Source organism: Abyssibius alkaniclasticus (genome assembly GCF_020447305.1).
GTDB lineage: Bacteria > Pseudomonadota > Alphaproteobacteria > Rhodobacterales > Rhodobacteraceae > Abyssibius > Abyssibius alkaniclasticus.
In genome coordinates, this window is the sequence record NZ_CP095732.1 from 1,807,638 (window position 1) to 1,828,890 (window position 21,253).

Here is a 21,253-nt window from a genome sequence, read left to right on the forward strand (position 1 = left end):
AACATTGCGCCAGATCAAACCACAGCCGAAATGGGGTTGTTTTTTTGCACAAATAGGCAAGACTCGCGCCACCCAGAAACAGGAGCAGAGACATGACTATAACTCTAGAAGGCATTATCATTCTTGTTGTTATCGGTGCGGTTGCCGGCTGGCTTGCGGGCCAGTTGGTCAAGGGCTATGGCTTTGGCCTTGTCGGCAATATCATCGTCGGAATCGTTGGCGCGGCGATTGCCAGCTTTGTCTTGCCGGCCATTGGTGTTGTCATCGGTTCGGGCATAATCGGCGGCATCATCAACGCCACACTCGGCGCGGTTCTGCTGCTCATCGTCATCCGCTTTGTGAACCGGGCGTAAACGCATTACAAATGGCGCAGCGGCCAGCCCCGTTGCGCCATTCCTGAAAGGAGAGCCTGCTTGCGCCCCGTCATCGGTATCATCGGCAACGCCCATCTCATCAACGACAGTTACATGGTGCAGGGCGCGGGCGATATGAACATGCGCGCCGTGGCCGAGGTGTGCGAGGCACTGCCGCTGATCGTGCCCGCCTTGCCCGATACCAGCGAAATTGCCAGCCTTATGGCGGCTTGTGCGGGGTTTCTCTTTCCCGGCGGGCGGCCCAATGTCCACCCCAGCCATTATGGCCATGAGGAAACCGCGGCGCATGGCGCCTTCGACCGTAACCGCGATGCACTGGCTTTGCCGCTCATCCAGGCCTGTGTTGCGGCGGGCAAGCCGATTCTGGGCATTTGCCGCGGCTTTCAGGAATTCAACGTCGCCTTTGGCGGCACCCTGCATCCCGAAATCCGCGACCTGCCGGGCCGCATGAACCACCGAATGCCGCCCGATGGCACGATCGAGGAAAAATTCGCCCTTCGCCACGATGTCCACCTTGCCCCCGGCGGGAAATTTGCACAGGTGTTCGGGGCCGAGCGTGTGCGCGTCAACTCGCTGCACGGGCAGGGGATAGAGTTGGCGGGCAGCCGCGTGATCATCGAAGGCTATGCCGAAGATGAAACGCCCGAAGCCATCCATATTGCAGGCGCTGCCGGCTTTGCGATGGCCGTGCAATGGCACCCCGAATGGAACGCCGCGCATGACAGCGTATCACGCCCGCTTTTCGCCGCCTTCGGCGATGCGCTCCACGCCTAACTCCGGGCACGGGCGATTGGAAGTCTTAAATGCGATTGAATTGCATCACCCCCGTTTGCTCCTCGCAAAGGACTGCAACTCCCGCTAGTGTTCTGCAATGAGCGACGAAACCCTCACCATTCTCAACCGCTACAACCTGCTCGCCCCTGCTGCGCAGTTTGACATGGCCGTCTTAGCGCTTGTGCGACGGGTCGAGCAAGAAGGGCATCGCGGCGTGCTGTCCTACCGGTTTTTTGCAAATCCGCGTGAAGCAACCGCGCAAGCTGTAATCGAGTACGAAAACCCAACCGCTTGGATCGGGCATCATGATACGTCAATGGACTGGCCCGAAATGAAGGCCCTGCACAAAGTTGCAGGTCTTGCCGAGGTTACGTTTCTGGGGGCATTTACCGACGAAATTGAAGCATGGCTCAACGCCTCATCGCTGAGCGCGCGGCTGAAAACGGGCAATCGCTTTGCAGCCGGCTTTACACGCGCAAAATAGCCGCTAATCGCCCCGCACCGCCGCCTCAATCGCCGCAACATCAAGCTTTTTCATCTGCATCATCGCCTTGAAAGCCCGTGCGGCGGGTTCGCCGCCTGCGGCCATCGCTTTGGTCAGCGCGCGCGGAGTAATCTGCCACGAAACGCCCCATTTATCCTTGCACCAGCCGCACATGCTTTCCTGCCCGCCATTGCCGACAATCGCGTTCCAATAACGGTCGGTCTCGTCTTGGTCATCGGTGGCAATCTGGAAGGAAAACGCCTCGCTTTGCTTGAAGGCCGGCCCGCCATTCAGCCCGATACAGGGAATGCCGCACACCGTAAATTCCACCGTCAGCACGGCACCTTGCGCCGTTGACGGGTTATCTGCCGGGGCGCGATGCACGGCTGTGACCGCGCTATCGGGAAAGGTTGCCGCATAGAACCGCGCCGCTGCTTCGGCATCGCTTTCATACCAAAGGCAGATGGTGTTTTTGGAAGATGTCATCCGCGCCTTTCCCGCCGCCTTGCCGCGCTTGCCAAAATTGCTGTCATCCAGCCTATCAGAACCGCGCCTGATGCCGCAAAAGAAATGAGCGCGCCCCGCCCATGCGGCCCGGCCAAGGGGGTTGACCCTATTTTTTTGGGTGGTAAGGCAGGTTCAGTGCAATCCAGGGAAACAACATGCTGACCAATGACCATCTGGCCCAGTGGGACCGCGACACCTTCTTTCACCCCTCAACCCATCTTGGGCAGTTTGCGCGGGGTGAACAGGGCAACCGCGTTATCACCACGGCCAAGGGTTGTGAAATCGAAGACCGCAACGGCACCCGCCTGCTGGATGCGTTCTCCGGGCTTTACTGCGTGAATGTCGGCTATGGCCGCCCCGAAATTGCCGAGGCGATTGCCGATCAGGCGCGCGAAATGGCCTATTACCACGCCTATGTCGGCCACGGGACCGAGGCCAGCATCACGCTTTCAAAAATGATCATCGACCGCGCGCCAGCAGGCATGTCCAAGGTCTATTACGGGCTTGGCGGTTCGGACGCCAATGAAACCAATATCAAGCTGATCTGGTATTACAACAATGTGCTGGACCGGCCCGAAAAGAAGAAGATCATCTCGCGCTGGCGCGGCTATCACGGCTCGGGCCTGATGACGGGCAGCCTGACGGGGCTGGAGCTTTTCCACAAGAAATTCGATCTGCCGCTCTCGCAAGTCGTGCATACCGAAGCGCCCTATTATTATCGCCGTGAGACTCTGGACCAGAGCGAGGCCGAGTTCGTGGCCCATTGCGCCCGATCGCTGGAAGAGCTGATTCTGGCCGAAGGCCCGGACACCGTTGCCGCCTTTATCGGCGAGCCCGTGCTTGGCACCGGTGGCATTGTCCCCCCGCCCGCAGGCTATTGGGCGGCCATTCAGGCGGTTCTGTCGAAATACGATATCCTGCTCGTGGTCGATGAGGTCGTTACCGGTTTTGGCCGGCTCGGCAGCATGTTCGGCTCGGACCATTACGGCCTCAAGCCCGACCTGATCACCATCGCCAAGGGGCTGACTTCGGCCTATGCGCCGCTTTCCGGCTCTATCGTATCGGAAAAGATGTTCAAGGTGCTAGCCGATGGCACCGACAAGCTTGGCCCGATCGGCCACGGCTGGACCTATTCCGCCCACCCGATTTGCGCCGCTGCCGGTGTGGCCAATCTCAAGCTGATCGACGATCTGAAGCTTGTCGATGCCGCCAAAACCCAGGGCGCCTATTTCAACGCGGCGCTGAAATCGGCCTTGTCGGGCAAGCGCATCGTGGGCGATGTGCGCGGCGAGGGGCTTTTGGCGGCTGTCGAAGTCGTCGCCGACAAAGACAGCCGCACATTCTTTGACCCCGCCCAAAAGATCGGCCCGCAACTTGCGGCGGCCATGCTCGAACAGGGCATCATCGCGCGCGCCATGCCGCAGGGCGATATTCTGGGTTTCGCCCCGCCATTTTGTGTATCCACGTCGGAATTGGACCGTATTGTGGATGCAACGGCAAAGGCGGTCGATAAAGTCACCGCTACGCTCTAACCAACAGGCTTCGGCCTGACCCTTACAACAGGCCGAAGCATGTCCTACCAGATCAACAATTTTCCCACCGAAGAATACCATGCCCGCATCAAGGGCACGCGCGCCGAAATGGCGGCGCGCGGGCTTGATTGCATCATCATCTCCGACCCATCGAACATGGCCTGGATCAGCGGCTATGATGGCTGGTCGTTCTACGTGCATCAGGCCGTTTTGCTGGGGATGGAGGGCGACCCTGTTTACTGGGGCCGCGGGATGGATGCCGTTGGCGCGCAGCGCACCGTGTTCATGGGCGATGACGACATCGTCGGCTACCCCGACTATTTGGTGCAGAACCCCGAAATCCACACCATGACCGACCTTGCCGCCCTGCTTAAGGCGCGCGGATACGAGACGGCGCGCATTGGCGTGGAGCTAGACAATTACTATTATTCCGCCGCCGCCCATATCACCCTTGTCATGGGCCTGCCCGATGCGCAATTTGTCGATGCAAACGGCCTTGTGAACTGGCAGCGCGCCATCAAATCGCCGCGCGAAATCGCCTATATGCGCGGGGCGGCCAGCATTACCGACAAGATGCACGCCGCCATAGTGGAGCGGGCTGAACCCGGAATGCGCAAGAACGACCTTGTCGCCGAAATTTACGCCGCAGGCATTCGCGGCACCGATGAATTTTGGGGCGACTACCCCGCCATTGTGCCGCTTGCACCTTCGGGGCTGGATGCCACTGCCGCGCATCTCACATGGGATGGCGCGCCTTTGCGCAAGAACGAAAGCACCTTCTTTGAAATCGCCGGTGTGCATCGCCGCTATCATGTGCCGCAATCACGCACGCTGTTCCTGGGTGCCGCGCCGCAAAAATACCTCGACGCCGAAGCCGCCGTGCTTGATGCGGTCGAGGCCGGGCTGGAACAGGCCAAACCGGGCAATCTGTGCGAAGACATCGCCAACGCCTTCAACGCCGCGCTCAACAAGGCGGGCTTCAATAAAGATGGTCGCTGCGGCTATTCCATCGGCCTGTCCTACCCGCCCGATTGGGGCGAGCGCACCATGTCGTTCCGCGCGGGCGATAAATCGGTGCTGGCGGCCGGCATGTGCTTTCACTTCATGCCCGCACTCTGGCTCGATGATGGCGGCCTGGAAATCACCGAACCCATTCTGATTACCGAGAATGGTTACGAGTGTCTTTGCACCACAGAACGGCGGTTATTCATCAAGGATTAGGCCAAAATCTGCCCCAAACCACTGAATTTGCGCAACAATCCAGAAATTTTTCCAATTGGTCAAAAAAATTCTGGATTTTCACCCCCCATGCGCGCAGAATTGCCCAAAACAGATGGGGGATTCTATGGCCGGGCTTAGCACTCATGTCCTTGACACCGCGCGCGGCGCACCTGCGGCGGGGCTGAAAATTGAACTTTTTGCCGATCCGGGTGGCGCGCGCCGCCCGCTTGGCACATTCACCACCAATGCCGATGGCCGCACCGACGGGCTGCTGATTGCGCCCGAAGATATGGCCAGCGGCAGTTACGAGCTGGTCTTTCATGTCGGCGATTATCTGCGCGCAGGCGGGCTGGTGGATGATGGCGAGCTGTTTCTTGATATCGTGCCGCTGCGCTTTGGTGTGCGCGACCCGGCCCAGCATTACCACGTGCCGTTGCTCGTCTCTCCCTTTGCTTATTCCACCTACAGGGGTAGCTGAATGGCCAGGCGCAATCATCTGCACTTCATCCTGAATGATGCACCCGTCAGCTTGGCCGAGATCGGGGCCAGCGATACTTTGCTCGACTTTCTGCGCCTTCATTGCAACCTGACCGGCACCAAGGAAGGCTGCGCCGAGGGCGATTGCGGCGCCTGCACCGTGCTGGTTGGGCGGCGCAGCGCGCGCGGGCTGGTTTACGAGGCGGTCAATGCCTGCATCCGCCTCATGCCCAGCCTTGATGGGTGCCATGTCGTCACGGTCGAACACCTGTCGGGCCAGGGCGGTGCGCTGCACCCCGTGCAGCAGGCCATGCTCGACCATCACGGCAGCCAATGCGGCTTTTGCACGCCCGGCATCGTCATGTCGCTCTATGCGCTCTGGATGGATAACCCAAAGCCGAGCGTGGCCGAGATCGAGGTGGCACTACAAGGCAACCTGTGCCGCTGCACCGGCTACGCCCCGATCTTGCGCGCCGCCAGGGCCGCCAGCGAGATGGGCGGGCAGGGGATGGATGCGCTGATCAGTCACCGTGCGGAAATGGACACAAGGCTCGCCGCACTCGCCGATGGCGCGCGGGTAGAGCTGTCGCGAAGCGGCACAGACCGCGCCATCATCCCCGCCAGTCTGGCCGATCTTGCCGAGGTTCTGGCGGCGCATGAAAACCCGACCATCGTTGCGGGCTCGACCGATGTCGGCCTGTGGATCACCAAACACATGCGCGATATTTCGCCCGCCGTGTTCATCACCAATCTGGCCGAGCTTCAGACGATCACGCAAGACGCCTCCGGCCTGACCCTGGGCGCGGGTGTTACCTATACCGATGCCGCGCCCGCGCTGCTGGCCGCCTATCCGCAGCTTGCCGAATTCTGGCCACGCATTGGCGGCGCGCAGGTGCGCAATATGGGCACGGTGGGCGGCAATGTCGCCAACGGCTCGCCCATTGGCGACACACCGCCGGTGCTGATCGCGCTGGGTGCCGAGGTAGCGCTGACATCGACGCGCGGCAACCGCCGCATACCCGTTCAGGATTTCTTCATCGCATATGGCAAGCAAGACCGTGCGGCAGACGAGTTCGTCTCCGCGCTCCACATTCCGCCGCTTGCGGCCGATGCGCTGTTTTGCGGTTACAAAGTAACTAAAAGGCGGGATGAAGACATTTCGGCGGTTGCAGCGGGCTTTTTGGTGCAAAAAGACGGTTACAATGTAACTTCTGCGCGGCTGGCCTATGGCGGCATGGCGGGCACCCCCTTGCGCGCCAAAAAGGCCGAGGCGGCGCTTATCGGCCAGCCCTTCACCCGTGAAAGCTTTGCCGCCGCCGCGCGCGCCATTGCCGATGATTTCACCCCGCTGACCGATTGGCGCGCCTCAAAAGAATATCGCGCCACGGTCGCCGCGAACCTGCTGTTGCGCTTTTATGACCAGATGGCCGGGGAAGACGAAACCTTGACATTGCGGCAGGAGAATGTGGCATGACCAAAGCCCTGCAAGGTGCCATCCACACCGAAGAACCCCATGACTCCGCCCGCCTGCATGTCACTGGTGCTGCGGACTATACCGACGATATTCCCAGCCCTGCCAATACGTTACACGCCTATCTTGGCCTGTCGACAATCGCACGGGCAACCATTACCAGCATGGACCTGTCGGCCGTGCGCGCCGCCCCCGGCGTGGTCGATGTGATTGTCGCAGCCGACATTCCCGGCCATAACGATATCAGCCCGACGGGGTTGAATGACGAGCCTGTTCTGGCCGATTCCGAGGTTGCCTTCTGGGGCCAGCCGCTGTTTGCCGTCATCGCCAAAACCCGCGATCAGGCCCGCCGGGCCGCGCAACTGGCCAAGGTGGCATATGACGGGTTGCCGCATGTTTGCGATGTGGGCGAGGCAATGGAAAAGGGCTACCCCCATGTCACCAAACCGCTCACGCTGGAACGCGGCGATATCGCCAGTGCAATGGCCGGCGCGCCCCATAGAATAAAGGGTGAAATGCGTGTCGGCGGGCAGGACCATTTCTATCTGGAAGGCCATATCGCGCTGGCTATTCCGGGGGAAAACGGCGCGGTTCAGGTCTATTCCAGCACCCAGCACCCCAGCGAAGTGCAGCATATGGTGGCGCATGTTCTGGGCAAAAACAGCCATGATGTAACCATTACCGTGCGCCGTATGGGCGGTGGATTTGGCGGCAAGGAAACCCAGCCGAACCTGTTCGCCGCCGTGGCTGCCGTGGCCGCGTCCAAGCATAAATGCGCTGTAAAACTGCGCCCGGATCGCGATGACGATATGGTTGCCACCGGAAAAAGGCATGACTTTCTCATCACTTACGAGGTGGGCTTTGATGATGCTGGCCGCATTCTGGCGGTTGACGGCAGCTTTGCCGCGCGCTGTGGCTTTTCCGCCGATCTGTCCGGCCCGGTCACTGATCGTGCGCTGTTTCATGCCGACAACGCCTATTTCTACCCCGCCGTGCGGCTTGTCTCGCGCCCGATGAAGACCGACACCGTTTCAAACACCGCCTTTCGGGGCTTTGGCGGCCCGCAGGGGGTGATTGCGGCGGAACGGATCATCGAGGAGATCGCCTATCATCGCGGGATGGACACGCTCGCCGTGCGCCGCGCCAACCTCTATGCAGATGGGCGCGACATCACGCCCTATCATCAGACCGTGGCTGATAACATCATGCCGCAACTCCTTGATCAGATAGAGAAATCATCCGACTATCAGGCGCGGCGCGCTGCCGTTCTGGCGCATAATGCCAGGGGCATAACGCTGCGAAAGGGCATTGCGCTGACGCCGGTGAAATTCGGCATTTCCTTCACCGCGACCTGGTATAATCAGGCCGGTGCGCTGCTGCATATCTATAATGATGGCTCTATGCTGCTCAATCATGGTGGCACCGAAATGGGCCAGGGCCTGTTTACCAAGGTGGCACAGGTGGTCGCCGATTGTTTTCAGGTTGATCTGGGGCGCGTGCGGGTTACGGCAACGACCACCGACAAGGTGCCAAATACATCAGCCACCGCGGCGAGTTCGGGCACCGATCTGAACGGCATGGCTGCGCAGGATGCCGCGCTCACCCTTCGCGCCCGACTGGTGGAATTTGCCGCGGCACACTGGAAGGTTTCGCCGCAAGACGTTGAATTTACAGCAGAAGGTGTGCGGGTGGGCGGCGAAGTTATGGGCTTTGAAGCCGTCATCAAAGCCGCCTATATGGCACGTGTTTCGCTTTCGGCCACGGGGTTTTACAAAACCCCCGAAATCCATTGGGATCGTGACGCCGGCAAGGGTCGCCCGTTTTACTATTTCGCCTATGGCGCGGCGGTTTCCGAGGTGGCGATAGACACGCTCACCGGCGAATACCGCATTTTGCGCAGCGATGTGCTGCACGATGTCGGCCGCAGCCTGAACCCGGCACTTGACAAGGGGCAGGTCGAAGGCGCCTTCGTGCAGGGCGTTGGCTGGCTGACCACCGAAGAGCTGTGGTGGGATGACAAGGGCCGCTTGCGCACCCATGCGCCCAGCACCTATAAAATACCGCTGGCCAGTGACTTGCCGCGCGTCTTTAATGTAGAACTTGCAGATTGGGCGCGGGCTGCCGAACCCACGATCCGCCGGTCCAAAGCCGTGGGCGAGCCGCCATTCATGCTGGGCATTTCGGTGTTCGAGGCGCTGTCGATGGCCGTGGCCAGCGTGAAGGACTACAAGACCTGCCCGCGTCTGGATGCGCCCGCAACGCCGGAACGCGTGCTTATGGCTTTGGAGCGGCTGCGTGACTGAACCGGCCGCATTGCGCGCGCTTGTGCATCAAGGCCCGGTAGTGCGGCTTCGTCTGGCGCATGTTGCCGGCTCATCGCCGCGCGCGGCGGGGGCGAGCATGTATGTCGGAGCCGCCGGACAGCTTGGCACGATCGGTGGCGGGCAGCTTGAATATATGGCGCTTGACCAGGCGCGCGCCTTGCTGGCCAGCGGGGGGCTGGCAGCACGCATGGATGTGCCGCTTGGCCCCGAAATCGGCCAGTGCTGCGGCGGGCGCGTGCAGGTTGAACTGACGCGGCTAACCGATCCAGAGGCGGAACTTGTCGCGCTGGAAACCATTCGCCAAACCCACCCGCATGTGCTGATTTTTGGCGCGGGTCATATTGGCCGCGCCCTGGCCCGCGCCGTGCAGCCCTTGCCCTGTGCGGCACGGCTGATCGACAGCCGTGCCGCGGAATTGGCGCTGGCTGCTGACCTGCCCCAGACACTTACCGCACTGCCAGAATCTGAACTGCGGGCCGCGCCTGCGGGCAGCGCCTTCATCATCCTGACCCATGACCATGCGCTCGACTTTCTGCTTGGGGCCGAGGCGCTGGCGCGCCACGATGCCGCCTATTGCGGGATGATCGGCTCGGCCACGAAAGCCGCGCGGTTTGCGCGTTTTTGCCGCGAGCAGGGGCTAAACCCAGGCCCGCTGCATTGCCCGATGGGCCGCAAAACCGCCAGCAAGGAACCGGGCGTGATTGCCGCGATGATTGTCGCAGAGCTTTGGGCGGCGCTGGAAAGCCGCCAAAGTCGCGCCCATATGCCCGCCCGATAAGGCAAGGCGGCATGGGTTCTGGCCCGGGCGCAAATGCAAGGCTTCAGCCCGGCGAAGGGCGATCGAGCAATTGGCCGATTTGTGGATAGGCGCGGCGTATGGCCATCGCCCCTGCGGCGATACAATGGCGCTTTTGTGCAAATTCCAGTGTGCCTATCGTCTGGCGGAACATTGGCCTTATGACCATATCGGCCCGCTCGAAGCGCAGCCGTGCATGTTCATACTGGCAGACTTCGACAGAGCGCAGCATGGCCTGCATTCCGTTTTTCGGGCCGGCGGCATTTTCGCGCTGGCCAGGGTCAACCGCGATCACGACTTCGGCGCCGGTGGCGCGGGCAACATCAACCGGTGCGATGTCGGCATAGGCGCCATCCATCAGCACATACGGGCCGTCGACCAGGGGCGGCAATATCCCGGCCAGTGCCGCGCTGGAATAGACATAATCGGTGGCCCGGCCCTGCGAAAAGACCACACGCTCGCCGGTAAGCATGTCGGTTGCGCAAACGAAAACCGGAATCCGCCCCTCTTGCAGGGTTTTGCCCCGGGTCAGTTCTGTAAGCACATTGCGGCCCCAGGTCTCGGTGCGCGCGCCAACCCCCCAGCCGAAATACATGTCGCGCGCCGCAAGCAAGGCAATGCGCAACCCCCTTATTTTTGCCCTCAGCCCCGGCTGGCGAAAGTCGGGTGCTGCGGGAAACCCGCTGGTATCCATGCCGACCAGCGCATCATACCAGTCATCGTTGAGCGCATAGGTCGCGCCAACAACCGCGCCCATCGACACGCCAACCACAGCACTGGGCATATAGCCACGCGAAATCAGCGCGCGCAAAACACCCGCATGTGACAGGCCACGCGCCCCGCCGCCACTGAATACAAGTGCAAAGGATTTGTGTGGCCGGTTATTGCGCTGGGCGTGGCGGGTCAATGTTCAGGCTCCGTTGTTCAGGTCAATCAACAACGCTTGAATGGCTACGTGCTTGGTTATCCCGCCGATAGACGCTTGCCAAGCCACGGCATTACCAAATGTGGCATTGCCTCGGTCGGTCGAATAAAATTTTTTCTTCTGCCGGTGTAATGTTCAAATTCTGGCAACGTCTTTTCCTCCGACGGTCTTTTGCGATCGCAAGGATGAATCGATAGGAGCCAATATTGAAAACCATGACCCTTGAGGTCCGTGGGCTGTTCGAGATACTCGACCACCTTGCGGTTGAACGCCATCTGTCTGCGCTAAAGGGGGTGCGGCGCGCCCAAGCCAACCCAGCCTCGGCCAGTGTGACCGTGCAGTATGACGAAACCGTTCTGGGCGAAGCGGCGCTGCGCAAGGCAATTGAATCCTGTGGGTTTCATTGTGCTGGTGAGCGGGTTCCGAACCATATCTGCCAGTCGGTGCCTGCCGAACATGCGGGCCATACGGGCCATGCAGCACATGGCAAAAACGCCCCGGCTGGCCACGATGCGATGGCGCATGAAATGGGGCATGGTGGCGGCAAGGACATGGCGGGCATGGTGCGCGACATGCGCAACCGTTTCTGGGTGGCGCTGCTGTTTACCGTGCCGATCTTCATCTATTCGCCGATGGGCGGCATGTTCACACCGCCCGCACCGCCCCTTGGCTTGCGGCTCGATCTGTGGCTGTTCGTGCTTGGCAGTGCGGCAATTCTTTGGCCAAGCTGGCCGTTCTTTGTGGCCGCCGCACGGGCGCTTCGCAATGGCATCCTCAACATGGCGGTGCTTGTCGTGTTGTCGGTCGGCACCGGCTATGTGTTCAGCGTCGGCTCGACCTTCTTCTTTCCCGGTGTGCAGTTCTACGAGGCGGTCGCGGTGCTGCTGGTGTTCATCCTGCTGGGCCACTGGCTGGAAATGCGGGCGCGGGCCGGGGCCTCGGCGGCGATCCGGGCGCTGCTTGATCTTGCACCGCCGATGGCCGTTGTAATCCGCGACGGGCGCGAGGTTGAGGTGCCGACCGCCGAGGTGCTTCAGGGCGAAACCGTGGTCATCCGGCCGGGCAACAAGATTCCCGTGGATGGCGAGGTGCTTGAGGGCACATCGCTGGTGGACGAATCCATGCTGACCGGCGAATCGATGCCGGTCAACAAGGCCGTGGGCGACACCGTGATCGGCGCCACGATCAACAAGAGCGGCACCTTCCGCTACCGCGCCACCAAGGTTGGCGCCGACACCGCGCTGGCGCAGATCGTCAAGCTGGTGCAGGAGGCGCAGAATTCCAAGGCGCCGGCGCAGCTGCTGGCCGACCGGGCCTCGCAATGGCTGGTGGTGATTGCCATCGTGATCGGGCTGGCCACATTCGCGGTCTGGTTCTGGTGGATCGGATCGCCGCTGCTGTTCGCGCTGACGCTGACAATCACGGTTTTCGTCATCGCCTGCCCCGATGCGCTGGGGCTGGCCACGCCGATGGCGGTGATGGTCGGCACCGGCCTTGGGGCGCAGCATGGCATCCTGTTCAAGAATGCCGGGGCGCTGGAGGATGCGACCAAGCTCGACGTGATCGTGTTCGACAAGACCGGCACGCTGACGATGGGCGAGCCGCGCGTTGTCGAGATCGTGGCCGCCGAGGGCAGCGCCGAGGATGACGCGCTGCGCGCCGCCGCCGCTGTCGATCGCGGATCGGACCACCCGCTGGCGCTGGCGATCGTCCAGCGCGCCGAGGCGCTTGATGTGCCGCAGATGGCCGGTTTCGAGAACCTTGAGGGCCGGGGCGCGCGCGCCGAGATCGGCGGGCAGACCGTGCTGGTGGGCAACCGGCGGCTGATGGACGAGGAAAGCGTTGAGCTTGGTGCGCTGAACGCACAGGCCGAACGGTTGAAAGGCGAGGGGCGCACCGTGGTGCATGTGGCGCAGGGCGGCCGGCTGATCGGCCTGATCGCCATTGCCGACGCGCCGCGCCCCAGCGCCAAGGCCGCCGTGGCCAAGCTGCGCGAACGCGGGGTCGAGGTGGCGATGCTGACCGGCGACAACGAGGGCACGGCGCGGCGGATTGCCGGCGAGCTTGGCATCGACATGGTGCTGGCCGACGTGCTGCCGGGCCAGAAGGCCGACAAGGTCAAGGAATTGCAGGCCCAGGGCAAGAAGGTGGGCATGGTCGGTGACGGCGTCAACGACGCGCCCGCGCTGACCCAGGCCGATGTCGGCTTTGCCATTGGCGCGGGCACCGATGTGGCGATGGAAAGCGCCGATGTCGTGCTGATGAAAAGCGACCCTTACGATGTTGTCGGCGCGATCGAGTTGTCGCGCGCCACCTTGCGCAAGATGCACCAGAACCTGTTCTGGGCGGTGGCCTATAACGTTGTCGCCTTCCCGATGGCGGCGGGCGTCTTCTACCCGCTGATCATCAGCCCCGCCGTTGCGGCGCTGGCGATGTCGGGCAGTTCGGCGCTGGTCGCGATCAATGCGCTGCTGCTCAAACGGGTGCGGCTGGCGGGGATTGGCGGGTTTTCACCACAGAGTAAATCCTGAACGGAAGGGACAGGGACATGGCTGAGACATCAACTGACAAAAAGCCCGAAGGCAGCGGGCTGGCGGCGCGGTTTCCAACCGCCTACACGATTCTTTTCCTGCTGATCATCCTTATGGCGGGGCTGACCTGGATCATCCCGGCGGGGCAATATGACCGGGCGATGAATGACGAGGTCGGGCGCGAAATTGCCGTGCCCGGCACCTATCAGACCGTCGAGTCCAACCCGCAGGGGTTTGTCGATATCCTGCTGGCGCCGGTTGCCGGCTTCTATGACCCGGACAGCTATGCCGCAAATGCCATCGATGTGGCGCTGTTCGTGCTGCTGCTTGGCGGGTTTCTGGGCGTGGTGAACGCAACCAACGCAATCGACACCGGAATCAAGACCGCGATGGGCCGGCTGAAGGGCCGCGAGATATGGATGATACCGATCCTGATGTCGCTTTTCGCGCTGGGCGGCACCACCTATGGCATGGCCGAAGAAACGCTGGCCTTTTACGGGCTGCTTATTCCGGTTGTCATTGCGGCGGGGTTTGACGGGGTCACGGGCGTTGCGATCATCCTGATCGGCGCGGGGATTGGCACGCTCGGCTCGACCATCAACCCGTTTGCCACGGTCATCGCCTCGAACGCGGCGGGCATTCCGTTTACCGAAGGCATGGCGCTGCGCCTGGTCATTCTGCTTGGCGGGCTTGCGATTTGTATTGCTTATGTGATGCGCTATGCCGCGCGCATCAAGGCCAATCCGGCCCGCTCGGTCATTGCCGCCCAGCGTGACAGCGACCGGCGGTTTTTCTTGAAGGATGCCGATGCGCAAGCCGCCACGCCAAGGCTGAGCGGCACTCAAAAGCTGGTGCTTGTCCTGTTCTTCGCCACCTTCGCGGTGATGATCTGGGGCGTGTCGAGCCAGGGCTGGTGGATGGCGCGCATGGGGGCGCTGTTCTTTGGCATGGCCATCGTTGTCGGGCTGGTCGCGCGGATGGGCGAAAAGAAGCTGACATCGGCCTTTGTCGATGGCGCCAAGGATTTGCTGGGCGTGGCGCTGGTCATCGGGCTGGCGCGTGGCATTGTCGTGATCATGGAGCAGGGGCTTATTGCCGACACCATTTTGAACAGCGCCGCCGATACGCTGGGCGGGCTGCCGCAGATGGCCTTTATCAACCTGATGTTCTGGATCGAAACGGGGATGAGCTTTCTTGTGCCCTCGTCATCCGGACTGGCGGTGCTGTCGATGCCGATCCTTGCGCCTTTGGCAGATTTCGCCGGAGTCGGGCGCGATGTCGTGGTGACGGCCTATCAATCGGCAAGCGGGCTGGTGAACCTCATCACGCCAACCTCGGCCGTTGTCATCGGCGGGCTGGCCATCGGGCGGGTGTCGTTTGACCGCTGGATCGTTTTCATCTGGCCATTGCTGCTCATTCTCGTCCTGTTCATCTCGGCCAGCATCAGCGTGGCCGCAATTCTCTGAGCCAATCCAAAGGAGCTTACTTTCATGTCTGAAACACAACCGGGTGTCCATTCGGAAACCGGGCAGCTTAGGCAGGTGATCGTGTCGCCGCCAGGCCTGGCCCACCGCCGCCTGACCCCAGACAATTGCGCCGATCTGCTGTTTGACGATGTGTTCTGGGTCAAGCAGGCGATCAAGGATCACGGGGTTTTTGCCGATATCATGCGCAACGAGGGCATCGAGGTTCTCAACGCCATGACCCTGCTGGCCGAAACGCTGGACATTGCCAAGGCACGGGCCTTCGTGCTGGACCACCGGATAAGTCGCAACGATGTGGGGGTGGGAATGCGCGACGATCTGCGCAACTGGATGGAGGCCATGCCCGGCGTCGAGCTGGCGCGCTTTCTGGTTGGCGGGATCACGGTGGCCGATTTGCCCTTCACCCCGTCCGGCATGTTTGGCAGCTATCTCGGGCTGAACGGCTTTGTTCTGCCACCCTTGCCGAATTTCATCTTTACCCGCGACAATTCGGCCTGGGTTTATGGCGGTGTCACCCTGAACCCGATGTATTGGCCGGCGCGGCGGCCCGAAACCTTGCTGATGGCCGCGGTCTACAAGTTCCATCCGAAATTCGCGGGCGCACGCGTCTGGTTCGGCGACCCCACGCGCGAATTCGGCGCGGCCACGCTGGAGGGTGGCGACATCATGCCCATCGGGCATGGTGTGGTAATGGTCGGCATGGGCGAACGCTCGTCCCCGCAGGCCGTCGGCCAACTGGCCGAGGCGCTGTTTGCGGGCGGCGATGTAAGCCGCGTCATCGCCTGCCAGATGCCCCGGTCGCGCGCGGCCATGCATCTGGACACGGTCTTTACCCATTGCGGCAATGATGTGGTGACGACCTTTCAGGAGGTGGCCGATGCGATCACCTGTTACGATCTGCGCCCGGGGCCGGGCAAGGCGCCGCTGGATATCCGGCGCGACCCCCGCCACCTGTTCGAGATCACGGCCGAGATCCTGGGGTTCAAAAAGCTGCATCTGGTGCCGACGGGTGGCGCCGATCTGGCCGAACAGTCGCGCGAACAGTGGAACGATGGCAACAATGTGCTGGCACTGCGCCCCGGCGTTGTCATCGGCTATGACCGCAACGACGACACCAATGCCGCGCTGAAGGATGCCGGCATCGAGGTGCTGGCCATCCCCGGTGCCGAACTGGGGCGGGGCCGGGGCGGCAGCCATTGCATGAGCTGCCCGACCATCCGCGACGCAATCTGACAAAAGGAAACCCCATGTCCTACAATCTGCGAAACCGCCATTTTCTGACGCTGCGCGACTTTTCCCCACAGGAAATCGGCTTCTTGTTGAAACTGTCGGCCGATCTGAAGGCGGCGAAATACGGCGGCTACGAGGTGCCGCGCCTGACCGGCAAGGAAATCGCCCTGATCTTTGAAAAAGACAGCACCCGCACCCGCGTGGGCTTTGAGGTGGCGGCCCATGATCAGGGCGCGCATGTCACCTATCTGGGGCCAAGCGGCAGCCATATCGGCAGGAAGGAAACCGTAAAGGATACTGCCCGTGTGCTGGGCCGCGTCTATGATGCGATCGAATATCGCGGCTTTGGCCAGCCGATTGTCGAGACGCTGGCGCAATATGCCGGTGTGCCGGTCTATAACGGGCTTACGGATGAGTTCCACCCAACCCAGATTCTGGCCGATTTTCTGACGATGATGGAGCATTCCGACAAACCGCTGCGCGAGGTCGCCTATTGTTTCATGGGCGATGCGGGCAACAATATGGGTGACAGCCTGCTGATTGGCGGGGCCAAGATGGGCATGGATGTGCGGCTTTGCGCACCAGAAAGCCTGTGGCCGGAACAGGCAATCCGCGACGAGGCCGAGGCGATTGCCGCGCAAACCGGCGCGCGCATAACCCTGACCGAGGATGTGGCGACCGGCGTGAAGGGGGCCGATTTCGTCTATACCGATGTCTGGGTGTCGATGGGAGAGCCCAAGGTGAAATGGGCCGAGCGCATTGCGCTGTTGACCCCCTATCAGGTGAGCGCCGGGGTCATGGCGCAAACCGGCAATCCGCGCACGAAATTCATGCATTGCTTGCCCGCCTTTCACAATGCCGAAACCGAGATGGGCGCGCAGATCAGGGACGAATTCGGCCTTGAGGCGATGGAGGTGACAGAGGAGGTGTTCGAAAGCCCCGCCTCGATTGTTTTTGATCAGGCGGAAAACCGGCTACACACGATCAAGGCGGTGCTTGTCGCCACGCTAGGGGGCTGAGATGCTGGTGGTGGCCGCCCTTGGCGGGAACGCGCTGTTGCAGCGCGGCCAGCCGTTGACCGCCCAGAACCAGCGCGCCAATATCCGCACCGCCTGCATGGCGCTGGCGGATATTGTGCGCGCCGGGCACCGGCTGGTCGTAACCCACGGCAACGGCCCGCAGGTCGGGCTTCTAGCGTTGCAGGGCGCGGCCTATAAACCGGACGAGGCTTATCCGCTGGATGTGCTGGGGGCCGAAACCGGCGGCATGATCGGCTATATGATCGAACAAGAGCTTGAGAACGCGCTGGACCATAAGCAGCCTGTCGCCACGCTGTTGACGCAGGTTGTGGTCGATGCCGATGATCCGGCGTTTCTGACCCCGACCAAATTCATCGGCCCCGTCTATGAGCGCAACGAAGCCGAGGCCCGCGCCGACGCCGCCGGTTGGCACATCGCGCCGGATGGCGACAAATGGCGGCGGGTTGTCGCCTCGCCCAAACCGCAGGACATTCCCGATCTGCGGGTGCTGCGCCTGTTGCTGGACCAGGGTGTGATCGTGATCTGCACCGGCGGCGGCGGCATTCCGGTGCTGCGCCTGCCCGATGGCGCGATGATCGGAATCGAAGCGGTGATCGACAAGGATGCCGCCAGCGCGCTGCTGGCCCGGCGGTTGGGGGCAGATGCGCTGCTGCTGCTGACCGATGTCGATGCCGCCTATCGCGATTTTGGCACCGATCACGCCGCGCCGATCGCGCGTATCACGCCACAAGAGGCCCGCGCACTGGACCTTCCCGCCGGCTCGATGGGCCCGAAAATTGCGGCAGCAGCCGATTTTGCTCAATCCGGCGGGCTGGCCGCAATCGGCCGCCTGAAAGATGCGCTGGCGCTTCTGGATGGAACGGCCGGGACGCAGCTGCGCCTGGCCGCGCATCGTATGTAGAAACGGCGCAATACCCCGGCCTATTGCGCCGATGCGCCCGTTGTGAACGCACCAACACCAAGTGCTGCATTCGTGCGCGCAATCGATGCGGCGCCGTCGGGCTCGGCCCCGGTCAGGGCGCGGATTGCGTCGATGGTTTCGGGAATTACAATCGCCTGATTGTCGACCATATAGGCATAGAAAAGTTCGTCGCCCTCGACCTTCAGCATGTCTTCCCACAGGGCGACTTCGTAAAGGCTGTCATTGGGCCGGCCAAGATCGGCCATCATCTCCTTGACCGGGTTGAGCGCGTCCAACCCGTCGGCCATGCGGATCAGGGCAATGCGGGACGACGCGCGAAATGCCGCCAGCACCTCGTCCTTTGAAGCCTTGCGCGGCATCCGCACCGCCCAGTAATGCAGATGCGCAAGGGTTTGCGGCACCTTGACCGCCATCGTGATCACATCCAGATCGGGGTCAACGCTTTGCGCATCGGGGCCCTGATGGCTGGGGATTTCGGGTTCGGGCACCACGTGTTCACGATGCCGCCCAAATGGCTTTCCCACGGGTCGGTGGCGCATCGCAACAGCGTGCCGCGCCCCACCGCATCCGCCAAGCGCTTGCCGATCACGCCATAGCCGTTTACCGCCACCTTGATCGGATTTTTGCCGTTCATCCTTTGCACTCGGATGCGGTGTCATCGGCGCGAATGGTGCCAGCGTAATCCGCTTCGGCTTTGGCGATATAGTCGCGCGTCAGCGGAACGGCATCGCGGCGCTTGGCGAGCTGGATCTGGAACACCATCAGCCGCCCGTGCCGAAAGGACATTTCGCTGGCGGCCAGATAAAACTCCCACATGCGGCAGAACCGCTCGTCGTAAAGCGTGCGCGCAGCCGCACGGTTGGCGGCAAAACGTTCAGACCAGTGGCGCAGGGTTTCGGCGTAATGCAGGCGCAGGATTTCGACATCGGTCACCCAAAGCCCCGCGCGCTCGATCGCGGCAATGGTTTCAGACAGGGTTGGAATATAGCCACCCGGAAAGATGTATTTGCGGGTCCAGGGGTCGCTGCCGCCCTGGGGCTCCATTGTGCCAATGGCATGAACCAGCCCAACGCCGTCGGGCTTCAGCACGCGGTTCAGCGTTGAAAAATAAGCATCAAAACCGCTGCGCCCGACATGTTCGAACATGCCGACCGACACAACCCTGTCATACTGGTCGCGCTCTTGCCGATAGTCGCGTTGTTCAAAGCGCACCCGGTCTGACAGGCCTGATTGCGCCGCGCGCGCCCGTGCGGCCGCAATCTGCTCTGCCGAAAGGCTGAGCCCGGTCACGCGGGCCTGATGCGCCTGGGCAAGCTCCAGCCCCAACCCGCCCCAGCCCGAACCGATGTCCAGCACATCGAGGCCTGGTTCCAGCCGCAGCTTGGCGGCGATATGCCGCTTCTTGAGCGCTTGCGCCATGTCCAGCGTTTCGGTGCCTGTCGGGAAATAGGCGCAGGAATACTGCCGGTCGGTATCAAGAAAAAGGTCGTATAACGCGGTTGACAGATCGTAGTGATGCGCCACATTGGCCAAGGCGCGGCTGATCGGGTTATGGTGCAGCTTGCGGCCAATGCGCTGGTCGAGCCAGCGCCTGATGCGCCGGGCGGGCAGGGCATCGAGCGCATCGATATTGGACATGCAGATCGCCAGAAAATCGCGCAGACTGCCGCTTTCGATGCGCAGCGTGCCATCCATATACGCCTCGCCAAGCGCAAGGCTTGGATTGGCCAGCAGCCGCGATGGCAGGCGTGCAGTGCCCAGGCGAATGCTCACCGCCGGGCTGGTCTGGCTGCCAAACTGCCAGGTGCCACCCTGCGCATCGATCACTGTCAGGCGGCCGTTGCGCACCAGGCGGTGCAGGGTTTTGGCCAGCAGCCACATGGCCCCCCGTCCGGACCGGCCGCGCCGCGTTTTCTTGTGCCCGTCATGCGCGTCAAGACGTTCATCGGGTGTGATTTCGCTATTGGACATGAATTTTGCCTCCGCGTTCATTAAATCCGGACGGGGCATGTCTGGCCCCTGTCCATCAAAACAGACGAATGAAACCACGTGACATTACAGAACAATGTTGCCAGACCTTCAAGGGGCGAAGCGGCAAATTTTGTTTACCGTGTTCGATGCAGCGGCGCATTTCTTCGCGCACGCAGTTTTTCTGTAACGTCGCAGTCTTCGTCTGTCGTGTCGTTTACACCGCCCAGATGAGTCGGGGCCATGATCACCTTGCGCTGGCGTTGCTGCGCCAGCTTACGACCGTGATCTGCAATGGATGTTGCCAAAATCTGGCTGAGCCAACCAGCATTGCGCGCATAGCAGGAGCCGGACCGGATCGGTCCGCCGCAATGGCTTGGCACAGCAGGTTTTGAAGCGGTTGATGCAGATCAATGTCATAAGACGGTGCGCGGGCTATACGCAATTTCAAGACGACCTATGAGCAGGGTTGTCGGAAAGGCTGTTACCTGATGTTACCGCAGAAGAGCTATCGACCAGAGGCGCCGGATACATCGCCGGAACGCGCGTTGCTGAACGGGCGCAGTGCGTTCATGGGCTTCCTCGTCAAGCGGCTTGGCAACCGGGCCGATGCCGAAGATGTGTTGCAGGATTTCTGCATTCGCGTCTTGGCACGCAAGCACCAGCTTCGCGATGTTGATCGGATGGATGCCTGGCTTTATGCGATCCTGCGCTCTACGCTGAACGATCACTACCGCAAAGGCACAAGGCGTAACCGCCTGGCCGAAGCTGTCGCGCGCGAGCCACAGGATTGGATTGCAGATGCGCCAACACAAATGGCGCGGGTCTGCACCTGTCATAGCGGGCTGATCTCCGAATTGAACGCAACAGAGTCCGAGCTGATCCGGCGCATCGATGTTGGTGAGGAAAGCCGCGAAAGCGTGGCGCAAGACCTTGGCCTTTCGCGCAATGCGCTGCGCGTTCGTCTGCACCGGGCGCGTGCCGCCTTGCGCAAGGCGATGACACAGCATTGCGGCGATTGTTGCCAGAATGACCGGGATGACTGTTCCTGCCCGCCAGAGGGCTGCGAGAGTGCCACTCATGCCAGCAGTTGCGCGCCCGAACCCGTGCCGGCCTGAGCCTTGCAGGCGTGGTTCTGTAATGCTGGCCAGTGTCTGACGTCTACTTCTACAACCGGGCCAAGGGCACCAATG

At 61.7% G+C, this 21,253-nt stretch carries 19 protein-coding genes; 15 read left to right on the forward strand and 4 right to left on the reverse strand.

Features of this window, described 5'->3' with window-relative positions; translation table 11 throughout:
- The first annotated feature begins 92 nt into the window (after nt 1-92).
- The 3 genes from LGT41_RS09035 to LGT41_RS09045 all read left to right on the forward strand — a co-directional run bounded on the left by LGT41_RS09035 (nt 93) and on the right by LGT41_RS09045 (nt 1,632).
- Nucleotides 93-353: a GlsB/YeaQ/YmgE family stress response membrane protein gene (locus LGT41_RS09035; protein ID WP_274126550.1), complete on the forward strand. Its 261-nt coding sequence runs from the start codon at nt 93-95 to the stop codon at nt 351-353.
- 60 nt (nt 354-413) lie between these two features.
- Entirely contained in the window at nt 414-1,148 is a 735-nt protein-coding gene (locus tag LGT41_RS09040; protein ID WP_337993006.1) for a gamma-glutamyl-gamma-aminobutyrate hydrolase family protein, read from the forward strand.
- Nucleotides 1,149-1,245: 97 nt separating this feature from the next.
- A complete protein-coding gene (locus LGT41_RS09045) occupies nt 1,246-1,632 on the forward strand; it encodes a hypothetical protein (RefSeq protein WP_274126552.1) in 387 nt (128 codons plus the stop codon).
- A gap of 3 nt (nt 1,633-1,635) precedes the next feature.
- On the opposite strand, the gene LGT41_RS09050 is transcribed toward LGT41_RS09045, so the two are convergent.
- Complete coding sequence (locus LGT41_RS09050; RefSeq protein WP_274126553.1) at nt 1,636-2,118, reverse strand: VOC family protein; 483 nt, start codon at nt 2,116-2,118, stop codon at nt 1,636-1,638.
- Between the two features lie 176 nt (nt 2,119-2,294).
- Between LGT41_RS09050 and LGT41_RS09055 the strand changes: the two genes are divergently transcribed.
- The 6 genes from LGT41_RS09055 (at nt 2,295) to xdhC (ending at nt 9,942) form a co-directional block, all read left to right on the forward strand.
- Nucleotides 2,295-3,671 (forward strand): aspartate aminotransferase family protein, encoded by a 1,377-nt coding sequence (locus LGT41_RS09055; RefSeq protein WP_274126554.1) that lies wholly within the window; start codon nt 2,295-2,297, stop codon nt 3,669-3,671.
- 39 nt (nt 3,672-3,710) lie between these two features.
- The gene (locus LGT41_RS09060) at nt 3,711-4,892 is read left to right on the forward strand and encodes a M24 family metallopeptidase (protein ID WP_274126555.1); all 1,182 of its coding nucleotides are present in this window, start codon (nt 3,711-3,713) and stop codon (nt 4,890-4,892) included.
- Between the two features lie 124 nt (nt 4,893-5,016).
- Nucleotides 5,017-5,370 (forward strand): hydroxyisourate hydrolase, encoded by a 354-nt coding sequence (gene uraH / locus LGT41_RS09065; RefSeq protein ID WP_274126556.1) that lies wholly within the window; start codon nt 5,017-5,019, stop codon nt 5,368-5,370.
- Nucleotides 5,371-6,843: a xanthine dehydrogenase small subunit gene (xdhA, locus tag LGT41_RS09070; RefSeq protein ID WP_274126557.1), complete on the forward strand. Its 1,473-nt coding sequence runs from the start codon at nt 5,371-5,373 to the stop codon at nt 6,841-6,843.
- Nucleotides 6,840-9,143, forward strand: coding sequence for a xanthine dehydrogenase molybdopterin binding subunit (gene xdhB, locus LGT41_RS09075; protein WP_274126558.1), 2,304 nt, complete (start codon nt 6,840-6,842; stop codon nt 9,141-9,143). Before xdhA ends, xdhB begins: the two co-directional genes overlap by 4 nt.
- Nucleotides 9,136-9,942: a xanthine dehydrogenase accessory protein XdhC gene (gene xdhC / locus LGT41_RS09080; protein WP_274126559.1), complete on the forward strand. Its 807-nt coding sequence runs from the start codon at nt 9,136-9,138 to the stop codon at nt 9,940-9,942. Before xdhB ends, xdhC begins: the two co-directional genes overlap by 8 nt.
- Nucleotides 9,943-9,985: 43 nt before the next feature.
- Here the strand turns inward: xdhC and LGT41_RS09085 are convergent, their stop codons facing one another.
- A complete protein-coding gene (locus LGT41_RS09085) occupies nt 9,986-10,867 on the reverse strand; it encodes a patatin-like phospholipase family protein (RefSeq protein WP_274126560.1) in 882 nt (293 codons plus the stop codon).
- Between the two features lie 233 nt (nt 10,868-11,100).
- On the opposite strand from LGT41_RS09085, the gene LGT41_RS09090 reads away from it, so the two are divergent.
- Genes LGT41_RS09090 through arcC form a run of 5 tightly spaced genes read left to right on the forward strand, consistent with a single transcriptional unit; the run spans nt 11,101 to nt 18,071 of the window.
- Nucleotides 11,101-13,416, forward strand: coding sequence for a heavy metal translocating P-type ATPase (locus tag LGT41_RS09090; protein WP_274129699.1), 2,316 nt, complete (start codon nt 11,101-11,103; stop codon nt 13,414-13,416).
- 17 nt (nt 13,417-13,433) lie between these two features.
- Nucleotides 13,434-14,882, forward strand: a complete 1,449-nt coding sequence (locus LGT41_RS09095) for a YfcC family protein (RefSeq protein WP_274126561.1) — start codon at nt 13,434-13,436, stop codon at nt 14,880-14,882.
- 24 nt (nt 14,883-14,906) lie between these two features.
- Entirely contained in the window at nt 14,907-16,133 is a 1,227-nt protein-coding gene (locus tag LGT41_RS09100) for an arginine deiminase (RefSeq protein ID WP_274126562.1), read from the forward strand.
- Nucleotides 16,134-16,147: 14 nt separating this feature from the next.
- The gene (gene argF, locus LGT41_RS09105; protein WP_274126563.1) at nt 16,148-17,149 is read left to right on the forward strand and encodes an ornithine carbamoyltransferase; all 1,002 of its coding nucleotides are present in this window, start codon (nt 16,148-16,150) and stop codon (nt 17,147-17,149) included.
- A 1-nt stretch (nt 17,150) separates the two neighbouring features.
- Nucleotides 17,151-18,071 (forward strand): carbamate kinase, encoded by a 921-nt coding sequence (arcC, locus tag LGT41_RS09110; RefSeq protein ID WP_274126564.1) that lies wholly within the window; start codon nt 17,151-17,153, stop codon nt 18,069-18,071.
- A 20-nt stretch (nt 18,072-18,091) separates the two neighbouring features.
- Here the strand turns inward: arcC and LGT41_RS09115 are convergent, their stop codons facing one another.
- Both LGT41_RS09115 and LGT41_RS09120 read right to left on the reverse strand, forming a co-directional pair.
- The gene (locus LGT41_RS09115; protein ID WP_274126565.1) at nt 18,092-18,580 is read right to left on the reverse strand and encodes a hypothetical protein; all 489 of its coding nucleotides are present in this window, start codon (nt 18,578-18,580) and stop codon (nt 18,092-18,094) included.
- Between the two features lie 142 nt (nt 18,581-18,722).
- Complete coding sequence (locus LGT41_RS09120) at nt 18,723-20,063, reverse strand: SAM-dependent methyltransferase (RefSeq protein WP_274126566.1); 1,341 nt, start codon at nt 20,061-20,063, stop codon at nt 18,723-18,725.
- Nucleotides 20,064-20,551: 488 nt separating this feature from the next.
- On the opposite strand from LGT41_RS09120, the gene LGT41_RS09125 reads away from it, so the two are divergent.
- The gene (locus LGT41_RS09125; RefSeq protein ID WP_274126567.1) at nt 20,552-21,178 is read left to right on the forward strand and encodes an RNA polymerase sigma factor; all 627 of its coding nucleotides are present in this window, start codon (nt 20,552-20,554) and stop codon (nt 21,176-21,178) included.
- Nucleotides 21,179-21,253 lie beyond the last annotated feature (75 nt).

Excerpts from the sequence above, each read along its gene's own strand:
- LGT41_RS09035 (WP_274126550.1), top strand. The coding sequence starts at position 93 with ATGACTATAACTCTAGAAGGCATTATCATTCTTGTTGTTATCGGTGCG.
- LGT41_RS09045 (WP_274126552.1), top strand. The coding sequence starts at position 1,246 with ATGAGCGACGAAACCCTCACCATTCTCAACCGCTACAACCTGCTCGCC.
- LGT41_RS09050 (WP_274126553.1), bottom strand. The coding sequence starts at position 2,118 with ATGACATCTTCCAAAAACACCATCTGCCTTTGGTATGAAAGCGATGCC.
- LGT41_RS09055 (WP_274126554.1), top strand. The coding sequence starts at position 2,295 with ATGCTGACCAATGACCATCTGGCCCAGTGGGACCGCGACACCTTCTTT.
- LGT41_RS09060 (WP_274126555.1), top strand. The coding sequence starts at position 3,711 with ATGTCCTACCAGATCAACAATTTTCCCACCGAAGAATACCATGCCCGC.
- uraH (WP_274126556.1), top strand. The coding sequence starts at position 5,017 with ATGGCCGGGCTTAGCACTCATGTCCTTGACACCGCGCGCGGCGCACCT.
- xdhA (WP_274126557.1), top strand. The coding sequence starts at position 5,371 with ATGGCCAGGCGCAATCATCTGCACTTCATCCTGAATGATGCACCCGTC.
- xdhB (WP_274126558.1), top strand. The coding sequence starts at position 6,840 with ATGACCAAAGCCCTGCAAGGTGCCATCCACACCGAAGAACCCCATGAC.
- LGT41_RS09090 (WP_274129699.1), top strand. The coding sequence starts at position 11,101 with ATGACCCTTGAGGTCCGTGGGCTGTTCGAGATACTCGACCACCTTGCG.
- LGT41_RS09095 (WP_274126561.1), top strand. The coding sequence starts at position 13,434 with ATGGCTGAGACATCAACTGACAAAAAGCCCGAAGGCAGCGGGCTGGCG.
- LGT41_RS09100 (WP_274126562.1), top strand. The coding sequence starts at position 14,907 with ATGTCTGAAACACAACCGGGTGTCCATTCGGAAACCGGGCAGCTTAGG.
- argF (WP_274126563.1), top strand. The coding sequence starts at position 16,148 with ATGTCCTACAATCTGCGAAACCGCCATTTTCTGACGCTGCGCGACTTT.
- arcC (WP_274126564.1), top strand. The coding sequence starts at position 17,151 with ATGCTGGTGGTGGCCGCCCTTGGCGGGAACGCGCTGTTGCAGCGCGGC.
- LGT41_RS09120 (WP_274126566.1), bottom strand. The coding sequence starts at position 20,063 with ATGTCCAATAGCGAAATCACACCCGATGAACGTCTTGACGCGCATGAC.
- LGT41_RS09125 (WP_274126567.1), top strand. The coding sequence starts at position 20,552 with ATGTTACCGCAGAAGAGCTATCGACCAGAGGCGCCGGATACATCGCCG.